General features: G+C 61.9%; 15 protein-coding genes. 13 read left to right on the plus strand and 2 right to left on the minus strand.

Features of this window, described 5'->3' with window-relative positions; translation table 11 throughout:
• Positions 1-51: 51 nt before the first annotated feature.
• From STRIP9103_RS42185 to STRIP9103_RS42215, 7 genes are all read left to right on the plus strand, one after another.
• The gene (locus STRIP9103_RS42185; protein WP_009339752.1) at positions 52-981 is read left to right on the plus strand and encodes an ATP-dependent nuclease; all 930 of its coding nucleotides are present in this window, start codon (positions 52-54) and stop codon (positions 979-981) included.
• A gap of 29 nt (positions 982-1,010) precedes the next feature.
• Complete coding sequence (locus tag STRIP9103_RS42190; protein ID WP_009294467.1) at positions 1,011-1,781, plus strand: IS5/IS1182 family transposase; 771 nt, start codon at positions 1,011-1,013, stop codon at positions 1,779-1,781.
• A 256-nt stretch (positions 1,782-2,037) separates the two neighbouring features.
• Positions 2,038-2,532, plus strand: a complete 495-nt coding sequence (locus STRIP9103_RS42195) for an ATP-dependent endonuclease (RefSeq protein WP_009339673.1) — start codon at positions 2,038-2,040, stop codon at positions 2,530-2,532.
• The gene (locus tag STRIP9103_RS42200; protein WP_009339714.1) at positions 2,519-3,553 is read left to right on the plus strand and encodes a UvrD-helicase domain-containing protein; all 1,035 of its coding nucleotides are present in this window, start codon (positions 2,519-2,521) and stop codon (positions 3,551-3,553) included. The genes STRIP9103_RS42195 and STRIP9103_RS42200 overlap by 14 nt, the downstream gene beginning before the upstream one ends.
• Before the next feature lie 83 nt (positions 3,554-3,636).
• Positions 3,637-4,473 carry a hypothetical protein gene (locus STRIP9103_RS42205; RefSeq protein ID WP_158696957.1) on the plus strand — a complete coding sequence of 279 codons (837 nt, stop codon included), beginning with the start codon at positions 3,637-3,639 and terminating at the stop codon, positions 4,471-4,473.
• 122 nt (positions 4,474-4,595) lie between these two features.
• Positions 4,596-5,606, plus strand: coding sequence for a PIN domain-containing protein (locus STRIP9103_RS42210; protein WP_009339661.1), 1,011 nt, complete (start codon positions 4,596-4,598; stop codon positions 5,604-5,606).
• 299 nt (positions 5,607-5,905) lie between these two features.
• Positions 5,906-6,238, plus strand: coding sequence for a histone-like nucleoid-structuring protein Lsr2 (locus STRIP9103_RS42215; protein ID WP_009339710.1), 333 nt, complete (start codon positions 5,906-5,908; stop codon positions 6,236-6,238).
• 251 nt (positions 6,239-6,489) lie between these two features.
• On the opposite strand, the gene STRIP9103_RS42220 is transcribed toward STRIP9103_RS42215, so the two are convergent.
• Together STRIP9103_RS42220 and STRIP9103_RS42225 are read right to left on the minus strand one after the other, a co-directional pair.
• Positions 6,490-7,011: a TetR/AcrR family transcriptional regulator gene (locus tag STRIP9103_RS42220; protein ID WP_048822036.1), complete on the minus strand. Its 522-nt coding sequence runs from the start codon at positions 7,009-7,011 to the stop codon at positions 6,490-6,492.
• A 326-nt stretch (positions 7,012-7,337) separates the two neighbouring features.
• Positions 7,338-8,117 (minus strand): TetR/AcrR family transcriptional regulator, encoded by a 780-nt coding sequence (locus tag STRIP9103_RS42225; protein WP_009339732.1) that lies wholly within the window; start codon positions 8,115-8,117, stop codon positions 7,338-7,340.
• A gap of 164 nt (positions 8,118-8,281) precedes the next feature.
• Here STRIP9103_RS42225 and STRIP9103_RS42230 point away from each other — a divergent pair, with 164 nt between their 5' ends.
• From STRIP9103_RS42230 to STRIP9103_RS42250, 6 genes are all read left to right on the plus strand, one after another.
• Positions 8,282-8,608 (plus strand): hypothetical protein, encoded by a 327-nt coding sequence (locus tag STRIP9103_RS42230; protein WP_048822038.1) that lies wholly within the window; start codon positions 8,282-8,284, stop codon positions 8,606-8,608.
• 20 nt (positions 8,609-8,628) lie between these two features.
• On the plus strand, positions 8,629-8,820 hold the full coding sequence (locus STRIP9103_RS42235) for a hypothetical protein (RefSeq protein WP_158696958.1): 192 nt from the start codon (positions 8,629-8,631) through the stop codon (positions 8,818-8,820).
• A gap of 14 nt (positions 8,821-8,834) precedes the next feature.
• Positions 8,835-9,059 carry a hypothetical protein gene (locus tag STRIP9103_RS42240; RefSeq protein ID WP_009339711.1) on the plus strand — a complete coding sequence of 75 codons (225 nt, stop codon included), beginning with the start codon at positions 8,835-8,837 and terminating at the stop codon, positions 9,057-9,059.
• Between the two features lie 195 nt (positions 9,060-9,254).
• Positions 9,255-9,413, plus strand: coding sequence for a hypothetical protein (locus STRIP9103_RS50425; RefSeq protein WP_009339677.1), 159 nt, complete (start codon positions 9,255-9,257; stop codon positions 9,411-9,413).
• Positions 9,414-9,425: 12 nt separating this feature from the next.
• Positions 9,426-11,609 (plus strand): type IV secretory system conjugative DNA transfer family protein, encoded by a 2,184-nt coding sequence (locus STRIP9103_RS42245; RefSeq protein WP_009339643.1) that lies wholly within the window; start codon positions 9,426-9,428, stop codon positions 11,607-11,609.
• 6 nt (positions 11,610-11,615) lie between these two features.
• Positions 11,616-11,858 (plus strand): hypothetical protein, encoded by a 243-nt coding sequence (locus tag STRIP9103_RS42250; protein WP_009339682.1) that lies wholly within the window; start codon positions 11,616-11,618, stop codon positions 11,856-11,858.

An 11,858-nucleotide genomic window follows, 5' to 3' on the forward strand; every position in this document is an offset into this window, starting at 1 on the left:
TCAAACTTATGCTCGCCCCCGGTAAGTGAAAGTTTTATACTAGGGGGGCGTATGCTTTCTAAAATTGTCATTCAGAACTACCGCGCGTTTCGCAACTTCAGGCTCGACTTCGACGCCGAGATGAACATTTTGGTTGGCGACAACGATGCGGGCAAGTCGACGATTTTGGAGGCGATCGATCTCGGTCTGACGGGCAAGCTACGCGGACGGCCCCTCTATCAGGACCTGTCGCCGTACCTGTTTCACCAGGACGCCGTGGCCGAGTGGATCGACGCCCTGAAGGGCAGCCGCGCGGTCCCGCCTCCGGAAATCATCATCGACCTCTTTCTTGAATCGACACCCGAGACAGCCGCACTCAAGGGGAATAACAACCTCCTCAAGGCCGACGAGCCCGGCGTTCGCATTCGGGTTGCACTTAACCCTGACTATGAGGCGGAGTACAAGGAATTCATCAAGCACCCGGCGAAGGTGCGGCTGATTCCGACGGAGTACTACAAGGTCGATTGGTTGGCTTTCGACGGGAACGGCGTCACGTTCCGCAGTATCCCGGCCACCGCTTCCCTCATCGACGCTGCGAACATCCACCTTCAAAGCGGCGTCGACTACTATATGAGGCACATCCTTAATGACCTCCTCGTTCCGGACGAGCGCGTAAAGCTGACACGCGCGTACCGCAGTCTGCGTGAGACGTTCGCGGAGGACGAGTCGATCGTGAAGATCAACGACGCGCTACGGGGTGCCCCGAGCGACGTGAGCGACCGCGAACTAACGCTGAACATCGACGTATCACAGAAGTCGAGTTGGGAAAGCGGCATCGTGCCGCACCTTGATGACCTTCCCTTCCAGTTTGTCGGCAAGGGAGAGCAGAGCACACTGAAGATCTTGCTTGCACTCAACAAGAGGGTCGACGACGCGCACATCGTCCTCGTCGAGGAGCCGGAGAACCACCTGTCGTTCCCGAACCTAAGGGTTGTCCCGTAACTGCTGGTCACGGGTGAGATGATCTTGGTGTGGCTGGTGTGATCACGGCGTCGGAGCCGTCTTGGATAGCCCCGTTCACCGGGCTGAGTCCGCGTCAGTTCAGCAAGCTGATCACCGCCTTGCGGCGGGAGGGCGCGGATCCGGTCCGTAAGGGCCGGCCCTGGAGCCTGCCGCTGGAGGACCGGGTCCTGCTGGTCGCCGCGTACTGGCGCACGAACCTCACCCTGCGCCAGCTCGCCCTGTTGTTCGGGGTATCGAAGTCGGCGGCCGACCGCATCATCGACCACCTCGGGCCGTCGCTCGCGCTCCAGCAGCGCAAACGGTTCCGCAAGGACACCGTGCTGATCGCGGACGGAACCCTGGTGCCGACCCGCGACCACAGCATCGCCGAGCAGTCGAAGAACTACCGGTACTCCACCAACCACCAGGTCGTCATCGACGCCGACACCCGGCTCGTCGTCGCCGTCGGCCGGCCACTGCCGGGCAACCGCAACGATTGCAAGGCGTGGGAACTGTCCGGCGCAAAGGACGCCGTCGGAAAGACGACCGTGATCGCGGACGGCGGCTACCGGGGCACCGGCCTGGTCATCCCGCACCGCCGCGAACGCGGCCAGGCCGAACTCCCGGCCTGGCAGGAAGAGCACAACGCCTCCCACCGCAAGGTCCGCGCCCGCGTCGAGCACGTATTCGCCCGGATGAAGAGCTGGAAGATCCTGCGCGACTGCCGCCTGAAAGGCGACGGCGTCCACCACGCCATGCTCGGTATCGCCCGCCTGCACAACCTCACCCTCGCCGAGTGACGGGAAACGAGCAGGTCAACCAGCATGCCGTAGATCATTTACGGGACAGCCCTTAGGCAAGCTGGTCAAGAAAATTAGTGAAAAGTGCAAGGACCGACAGGTCTTCATCACTACGCACAGCTCGTTCGTACTGAACAAGCTTGGACTAGACAAGCTTGTCCTACTGTCCCAGGCCGAGGGCGTTCGGCTCGACCGGCTTCCGGCCGACACGCAGGACTACTTCAGGAAGCTGTCCGGCTACGACACCCTTCGCCTGGTGCTGGCCCGGCGGTCGATCCTCGTCGAGGGGCCATCGGATGAGCTGGTAATTCAGCGCGCCCACATGGATACGCGCGGCGGCACGCTCCCCGTTGAAAATGGAATCGACATCATCAACGTCCGCGGCCTCTCCTTTAAACGATTCCTCGACATCGCACAGCTACTGCCGCAGAATCTCGTAGCCGTCGTCACGGACAACGACGGGAAGGACGCCAGCGACGTAAAGCAGCGGTACGCGAGCTACACGGCACATCCCAACATCACTGTCCACGTTGGTGAGGACGCGACCTTCAAGACACTAGAACCGCAGCTTTTCAAGGTGAACGACAGGGCCACGATGAACGCCGCCCTCGGGCAGAGCTTCACATCAGACGATGACCTGCTCGACTACATGAAGAAGCACAAGACGGACTGCGCGCTGGCCATCTTCCAGAGCGACCAGGCCATCAACATGCCGGAGTACATCAAGGAAGCGGTCGATGCCGTCTCATAACAACCAGGCCATCATCGCGGCGGCCGGCTCGCGTAAGACCCAGCACATCATCGACCAGGTACTCGGGGACCCGACGAAGCGCGTCCTGGTGACGACGTACACCAACGAGAACCTGAACCAGATCGCGAATCGGCTGAGCGCTGGAACCGGCATTCTTCCAGGACACGTCACGGTCATGGGGTGGTTCACCTTCCTGTTGAACCAGTGTGCCCGGCCTTATCAGAGCTACGTGCTCGGTGAGGTTGGTGCCATGGGCGGACTCAACTTCTTGGGCCAGCGTTCTCGGTTCGCCCGCAAGGACAACCCCCTGAAGTACTACCTCGACTCTGCCAGCGCGGCATACCGCAACGAGGTCGCTGCTCTCGCTCATGAGGCGAACCAGAAAAGCGGCGGCAAGGTCGTGGATCGGCTCGCGGGGATGTACGACCACATCTACGTCGACGAGATCCAGGACATGGCGGGCTATGACCTTGACCTGCTCGACGCCCTGATGAAGTCGCCTATCTCCCTCACGATGGTGGGCGACCCGCGCCAAGCGACCTATTGGACGAACACCTCTCCGAGAAATAAGCGGTACAGGGGAAGCGGTATCGTCGACTGGTTCAGCGAACGTACGGGACGCTGCGAGATCGATGACCGTGTTGAAAGCTACCGCTGTAATCAGGCGATCTGTGATTTCGCGGATGATCTGTACCCAAAACTTCCTCGCACGATCTCGAAGAATGCCGAAGTCACGGGGCACGACGGCATCTTTCCGATCAAGAGCTCGGAGGTGGACGAGTACGTGCGGAAGTACTCGCCTGTTGTGCTGCGGTGGGACCGCCGGACACCCACAGGCGGTCTTGAAGCGATGAACATGGGTGCCTCGAAGGGCAGCACGTACGACCGCGTACTCATCTTCCCGACGAAGCCCATGATCGCCTACTACCAAACCCGCGACTTCAATACGCTGAATGAGCAGGCCAAGTTCTATGTTGCGGTGACGCGGGCCAAGTACAGCGTGGCCTTCGTCCTCCCGTAGGAGCCCAAAAATCAGGTGAATCCTCGTGCATCTAGTCGCTACGGTTGGCCCGGATAGGGACCGTCGTACGAGAGGCATGCCTCATGACAAACACTAAGTCGGTAGCTAGTCCGTGGGATTCGCCGATTTTCCAGCCGCTACTGCACGAGGCGGGGCTTGCAGCCCAAGCCTTGTGCGTTGGGCTCACTACCTTGAGAAAGGCTAATTACCAGCAGCCGGAGAAGTATTACGGGGGGTTCTTCAACTACACGATCGGGCTGGAGCGGGTCATGAAACTGACCATCTTGCTCGACTCCCTTGTGGAAGACGGGAAGTTCCCGAGCGACCAGCAACTTAGAAGTGCCTACGGTCATGACTTGAGCAAGTTGCTTGATGCCGTACAAGCGATCCGGGCGAAGCTCGATCAGAGCGAACTTGATTGGCAGTTGCCGCACCCGGACATCATCGGCGACGCGGTGGTGTTCCTTGCTGAGTTCGCGAAGACGACTCGGTACTACAACCTTGATGTCCTCTCAGGAAAAGCTCCGTCGCTTGATCCGGTAGCTCGCTGGTTTCAGGTCGTAGGGCAGCCTTTGCTCGACAAGCGGCCTGCGCGGCAAACAGTTCGAGTTGCGGCCAAGGTCAGTACGGTGGCGGAGCTCCTGGGCAACAAGATGCTGATCCGCTCCATGACGGAGGACGGTACCCCGGTAAGCAGTGTCGAAGAAGCGGCTATGGCCGAGCACAACAGTGAGTATGTAGCAAAAGAGGGCACCTTCCTTTGTACGGCGCTGGCGAGGTACGTGATCGAGGTGCTTCGCGACCGAGGACTTGCAGCGCGAGGCGCGGGCCATGTGGTCCCGGCCTTTGGTGACTTCTTCGCCCTGTTCAACAACGGTGACGCCCTCCTCAAAAACCGAAGGTCGTTCTCGATCAACTGACGGGGGGGTTCGACCGCCGGGGCTGAACCGCTGTCTGTCCGGCCCCGGCGGCGGCTACGACGCGTTCTTCAGTCCACGTGAAACCCAATGACGCTATCCCATCCGACCACTACCGTTGGCTCATGACGAACGACCAGATCGCACCACTTGCGAGACGCACGCCGCTTGATCCCTACAGTTCACGCGCGCCGCATCTGGTCGCCATCGTCGACACCAACGCGCTGCTCAGCAGTATCGAGAACGACTGCCGTAAGGGGTTCCGGTCGCGGCTGTTGCGGATGAGCGACGACGGCACCGCCACTCTCTATGCTGCCGACCACGTCCTTGATGAGACGTACGAACACCTCCCGAGGATGGCCAAGCGCGGCCTGGTGCCGCTTGCCACCCTCCGTGCCCACTTTGAAGCCGAGTACCTACCGGCGCTGCGGTTCGTCACGATGTCGGACGTCGACGGCCCCGACGAACAGGTCTTGGCGATCACCGACACCGACGACGTGCCAACAGGATGGCTGGCCAAGCTCATTGCGCCGTGCGTCGTGTTCTCTGATGACCGGCACCTCAAGAAGCCTGGGTTCGCCCCGAAGGACTGGCAACGAGCGGCGAAGTCCGTCCTCGACATTGCCGAAGGCGTCAGGGGCCAGGCCGTCACGGTGAACGCAGCCGCTCTTCCGGCGAGGGGCGCGGTGGGGTTGGTCAAGCTCCTGGGGCGGCAGACCGGTATCTCCCCGTGGGCGATTGGCGCTGTCGTCCTGGGTGGCGGCGCGCTACTCCTCAAGCAGCCCGACAGGAGGAAGGCGGCTGCTACGTTCGCCGTCAGGGCCCTCGAAGTGGTCGGAACCAAGCTGGAAGCGGCAAGGGCACAGGAATGGCAGGGCGTTGAGAAGCTGCGCGAGGTCATCCTTGCTGCACCATCGCGGCCGACGATCCGGCAGCAAGTCGCAATCACCTTGGCACGGCAAGCTGAACCGCTGCTGGCTGCCGAGGTACACGAGCTGATCTACGGACACTTCCCGGACGAGCCGACGGTCAGCGTCCAGGACGTCCGTGCTGTGCTGGAAGAAGGGTCGGAGTTCGTGCGAGTGCAGCGGTACCGGTGGCAGCTCGGGCGTGAGGTCGCTCCGCGGCCGTCTTGAAGGCTTCGATCTACCGAGCGCCGGCCACGGCTTGCAGACCGCGCCGTTCCAAGCAACCCCTCCTCGGAGACGAAGAACGGGCTGTGCTCGACAGCGGAAGCGGGGGCGCTCTTGGCTGGGTCATGCGGGGTGAGTGGGTGAGACATGATGTGCGTGACGGCATCCTCGGCGTGACCTCGTGAATGAGGCTCCACCCCGATGATTTGCCTGCGGCGTTGCGACGGTAGTCACCACGCTGATAGGAAGCAGCAACGAAAGCACGTTGCTTATCTCGTACCCGACGAAGGACGAAACCGACGATGGCACAGCAAACAATTATCCAGCTGCTTGATGACCTCGACGGGTCCGAGGCTTCCGAGACGATCGTGTTCGGCCTCGATGGCAGGACCTACGAGATCGACCTGAACGACAAGAACGCGGCCAAGCTGCGCAAGGCTCTGGAGCCGTACACCAACAAGGGTCGGAAGCTGAACCAGACGCGCGGCGGCAAGCGTGCGAGCGCGGGGCGATCTGCCGACAGCGACACCGCACAGATCCGCGCGTGGGCCAAGGAAAACGGTTTTGAGGTGAACGACCGGGGTCGTGTTCCGGCGGACATCAAGGAGGCGTACGCGAAGGCTAAGGTCGCGTAGCACTCACCAGCTCGCCCCAAGGGCCCCTGCTGCGGCGGGGGCCCTTCGCCTTGCCACCCCATTGCACTGCCAATCCTAAGCAGCACGTGTTGCGTGGTAGTTCGGGCCAATCAAGTGCGTGCCGGCCGAAGGCGGATGGTCGTACGGCTTTAAGCGGCACGCCCCCCAGAAATGAAGAACACCCCGCGACCGACCAGCGGACGCGGGGAGGCGTTCTTCGCTGTGGTTGAGGGGTGGATGGTGGTGCGCGTCTACAGAACCGACATGAGGACGACGCTACTGAATACCTCGGCAGGTCGTGGAGGGTTGGGCGGCGAGATGCCTCCGAGGAGGCCCATCAGGTGATACTGAGCAGAGCTTGACGGCTCTCGCCCGTATCGGGGTTCGCCCTTCCAGTGAGTCTCGATCAGCTTCCCGAAGACTGCTTCAAGCTCGTAGTAGAGCGGGTGGAATTGGTCGGCGGGGTCTTCTTCGCGCCCGATCGGCAGAAGCGCCCTGCACAGCGTGGGGTGGTCGGTCAGCATTACCGCCAACTCACGCACGAAAGCGATGAGCGCTTCTCTGGCGTCTCCTTCGGTTGCGACGGCATCTTTTGCACGCTCGATGAACGGCAGAAGCTCGGGTTCGTAGGCCGCGACCACCAACGACCGCTTCAGCGGAAAATGCTTAGACAGTGTGGGCATGGCCACCGCCGCCGCTTTTGCGACTTGCTCACGGGTGGTCCCCTGGTAGCCGTACTCATCGCAGAGCGGACGGGCTGCGTCCAGGATCATCTTTCGAGTGCGGGCACGCTTGGTTGCAGCCGCTCGCTGACGAGGGCCGAGAGTTTCTTCCGACACGCATCTCTCCTGGTAGTTCGGATAGGGCGTGCCAGCAACCAAGGCTTGCTTGGTGGAGCGCCATATCCGAGAAGGAGAGAGGGCTATTGCCACATGGGCAATCTGTATATATTTATACCATATTCAGTTGCATTGTGCAACTAAATGGTCCACAAACAGTGCGCCGCCGCCTTGATCCTGATGGGTAAGGCGGCGCTTCGTGGCCTGGTGAGTGGCGGTGATGCAGAGGTTGGGTCTGGCTGTGAGTTTGTCGCGGTGATCTACCAACCCGCCAGGTCCTCGCGTTGCTTCATCTTCTCGTACCACTCATCGACCTTCGGCCGGATGCGCTCTACGCTCCTGATTGCTTCTGCGATGAAGTGAGCGTCCGAACCCATCAGCGTTGCGGGTAGGAGTTCACTAAGAACTGTCTTTGCGGCGCTCTCGGCCATCATGTCCTCGTCGGGATACTGGAAAGAATCACGTAGCTCTTCCAGCAACGCGCGAGCGTGATATGCGGTGGTTGTAGACGACACAGCATGGAGATAGCCGTCCTGAAAACCCTTCGCCTCCGCCCGGCAAAATGGAGCGCGATTGTATGTGATTACAGCCATTCCTTCGGCAATGTGACTTCCGACATCCCGATACCCACCGTTGAAGTATCGATCCTTCGGCGGGACGGCATAGCGTGAATCTACGAGCGCGACGGTAAGCGCTCGGCACGAGTTGCTCATTTTGGCGACGGCGTACGTATACCGGATCAGTTCCTCGACCGGCTCTGACGGGTTGTATGTGCCGTCTTCTGCGCCTCTGACGAGGGGCTGGATGACCGGGGCGAGCAGCCGTTCGTGGGCAGCTTGCAGGATGTCGTACTTGTACGTGAAGTGGTTGTACAGGGTTGCAACGCTTACGTCCGCTGCGTCGGCGATCTGCTCACGGGTGTAGTCGCCTTCATCAGCGTCGCCGTACAGGTCGAGCGTGGCCAACACGATCGATTGCCGTGTTCGCCTGCGCTTCGTCTCCGCCGCTCGCTGCCTGGCGGTCATCTCTTCTTCGGTCATGGCATCAGCGTACGTGCGTTGCAGTCCTTCCGACAAGATAGAACCTTGACACCCAACCGAGTGGGCCTCCAAGCTTGGCCGCATCGACCTACCCGCCGCGGCCGGCCTGCTTGAGCGCTGCGCTCATCAGGGCTGCCCGGGATCAGGAGAAGGGTTCAACCACCATGGGCAACGAACTGATGCTGGGTGGCTTCGGCCAGCAGCCGGAACGACGAGGACGCCTCACCAGGGATCAACGCGCACTGGTGCAGCGTGCCGAGCACGACCGCGACGCGTTGTTGTTCGAGGCGAGGAAGCAGGAGTTCACCGCAGCGCTGCGACTGCGGATGACGGAAGGCGCCATGCACGACGTCACGGATGTCGTGAACTTGGCTCGTCAACTGGGAGGAGACGACCCCTACTTGCTCCGCGAACTTGGGAAGTTGCAGCAGGAGTTCACCAGGCAGACAGCACACGACATCCGAAGCTTCGGCAACGGGCTCGGGTTCTGATGGATACGTACAACCTGGTCGTGCTCATCATCAGCGGCACGCTCGTTGGGCTTGGTGCCCCGTTTATCGCCTACGTGGTGATTCAAGAGAAGCGCGAGGAGCGCCGTCGAGCACCGCGCAGCCCCGAAGAAATATTCATCGGGATGCGTGAGCGCAAGCACGACACCATGCGCCGGATGCGCGAAGTCGTCCGCAACCACCGTCGCGACTGAAAGGGGTATTCCCCATGTTCCAGGCAGCCAGCGAGGGCGGACAAGCGAGCGGTGCGACCGCCTTCATCCTGATCGTGCTCGCCATCTGGGCACTGTCCCGTCTCGGTGGATCGTCAGCACATCGAGCCAAGCGGGCGAAGCGTAAGCGCGAGATCGACGCCATTGTGCGCAGCCGTCCCGAAGACACCGACATCTTCCGCGAAGTGCTGGACGAGGTCGACTACGACAAGCGCCACTGATGCACCCACCGGCCCCCTTCTGACAGATCGCCGGGATTTCACCACTCAGGGGAAGACAGCCAAGTTCCTTGGCCAGCGTCGCCCCTGCCCGGCGACCACGACGAAGGGGGCCGTGCTGTTGCTCGCACTCATCAAGCGCACGCCGGCCAGGGGGTCGAGGTCGGCGGCATCAACCACACCTCTACGGAGGACGCTGTGCACAAGGCTCGAAGTTTCCTCTTCACGCTGCTGCTGGCCGCCTTCACGATCCGCGTGCTGTGGCTGGCAGTCGAACCGCTCATCCCGTACGTCGTAAGCAGCCTCGCCATCCTGCTGGTGCTCGGCTTCGTCTACTACCGCTTCACCCGCTGGTAGGAGGCGGCCACCATGACCACTGACGCAAACGACGTTGCTTCCTTCTCTCTGACGTTCCCCTCGGACCTGACCGCCGACCACGTAATGACGTGGCTGCGTGCCCTAACCGGCACGATCACGAACGGTCCGCGGCGACTGCTTGGTGTGTCCGCCTTCGTGCTGGAAGTCGAGGCTACGGAAGCGGGCATCCAGCACCGGTTGCACCTGCCGGTAGATCTCGTGGACTTCGCCCCCGCGCAGCTGCGTTCGCTCATCCCCGGTTCTACGGTCACGCCGGCGGGCACGGATGAACCGCGCCAGCAGTGGACGGCCGCGGTCGAGCTAAGTGTCTCGGATTCACGCCGCAGGCTCAGCACCGGAAGTCCCGAAGCGTTCAGTACGAGTCTGCTCACGGGGATGCAGGGTCTTACGGGCAACGAGGCCGTGACCCTTCAATGGGTGCTGTCGCCCGCACTGGCACAGCGGCCACCACGACCCGTGAACGACCACGCTTTGACGGGACGCTTCTTCAGTGGCCGGGTCGACCGCGACCAGCGCACCGACGAACGAGCCAAGCTGAGTGAACCCAACTTCCTCGGGGTGCTGCGCCTGGCGGCCAAAGCCGACGATCCAGCCCGCGCCGGGCAGTTGCTTGGACGCCTCCGTACCAGCCTGACGAGTACGGGGAGCGCTGCCAGTTACTTCAAGCGGCGGCTGGTGCCAGAAAGCCGGGTGCTTCGGCGGGTAGAGCAGGCAGCTGTGCCAACCGTGTTTCCGGCGCGTCTGTCGCTCGCTGAACTGGTGGGGCTTCTCGCCTGGCCGATCGGCAACCCGTACGTTGCCGGACTCCCTCAAGGGCGCACGCGCCAGCTGGTGCCAACAGGGGCGATTCCTCGGACGGGCCGCATACTCGCGCGGTCCAACTTCCCAGGGGTAGAACGGCCGCTTGCTCTTGGGGCTGTCGAGTCGGCGTGGCACCTACAGGTGGTCGGTCCGACATCGAGCGGCAAAACCGCGCTGCTGGCAAATCTCTGTGCCCAGGACATGACCGCCGGTCGCGGGGTCATTCTCATCGAATCCAAGGGCGATCTGTATAAGGCCGTCCTCGACCGCGTGCCGGAACATCGGAAGCGTGACGTCGTCCTCCTGGACGTGAGCGATACCGCGTATCCGGTCGGCTGGAACATCCTTGCCGGATCGCCCTATGTGGTGGCTGCCAATATCCAGGCGCTCTTCGACAGGCTCTATCCGCAAGACGCTCGGGGCGTGCGTGTCCGCCAAGGGTTCTATCACCTAATCCTGACGCTCATGCTCAGCCGCGAAGCACGCGGACAGATGACGTTCGCCGACATTGGCCCGCTGGCCGTACCGAGGCCGGATCAGGCGGCATTTTCCGATCGCCTGATCCGGGGCGTTTCTCATATCGAGGAGCTGGCCGCGTGGTGGGAGGGGCTCGGCGATGCCCGTACGCGGGCACTGCACTTCCAGCCCATCCTTGACCGCATCTGGCAACTCAACAACCGGCCCAGCATCCGGAACATCATCGGGCAGAGTCGCAGCACCATCGACATTGGCGAGATCATCCGAGAGAACAAAATCCTGCTCGTCTACACGGGACGCGCGACCGAAGGCAAGGACACCGCTGGCCTGATGGGCTCGCTGCTGCTCAATGCCGTGTGGAGCGCGGTTCAGGGCGGGGCGGCAAATCCCAATCGACCGACGATGCTCATGCTCGATGAGTTCCAGGATTTCATCGGGCTGCCGATTTCCCCTGCCGACTGGTTCGCCCAGGCCCGTTCGCTCGGGCTCGCCATTACCGTGGCGCACCAGTTCTTGGGACAGCTCACCCGCGAACTGCAAGACGCCACCCAGAACAACGCGCGCTCGACGGTGGTATTTCAAACGTCCGCCGACGAAGCCCGTACGTTTGCCCGGCAATTCGGCCGCAGCGTGAAGGACGAGGATTTCCTGAACCTCCGTCGTTTCGAGGTCCTGATGCGCCTGGCCACAAGCGATGGTGTCAGTACCCCGGTAAGCGGCGTGACGCTGCCGCCGAGTGAGCCGACGCGATTTGCCAGTGTCGTGCGGCGGCTGTCTCGCCAGCAGTTCGCCCGGCCAGTCGCAGAAGTAGAAGCGGAAATTTCAGCGCGTCGGAACGATCCGCCGGCCTCGGGTAGTTCTCCCCGACGTCCGCGGTTCGGTGGACCGAGGGGATAAAGGCAGATGCGCAGTATCCAAGGAGTTCTGTCGGAAGTCGCGTACCTGGAACGCAGTTGCCAGTACGTCAAGGATTCCCTGAAGGACGTCGACAAGGTCGCGAACGCCGTAGGGGAAATGTCCAGCATCCAAGAATCTGGCGTCGAAGCAGCCACCAGGGACATGACCGCGCTCATCCAACACCACCTCGAAGCCGCTGCAAGCTACGCCGAGCAGTGGAAAAGCCACATCGAGAACATCGCGCCGTAG

The organism is Streptomyces ipomoeae 91-03 (assembly GCF_000317595.1).
GTDB classification, from domain to species: domain Bacteria; phylum Actinomycetota; class Actinomycetes; order Streptomycetales; family Streptomycetaceae; genus Streptomyces; species Streptomyces ipomoeae.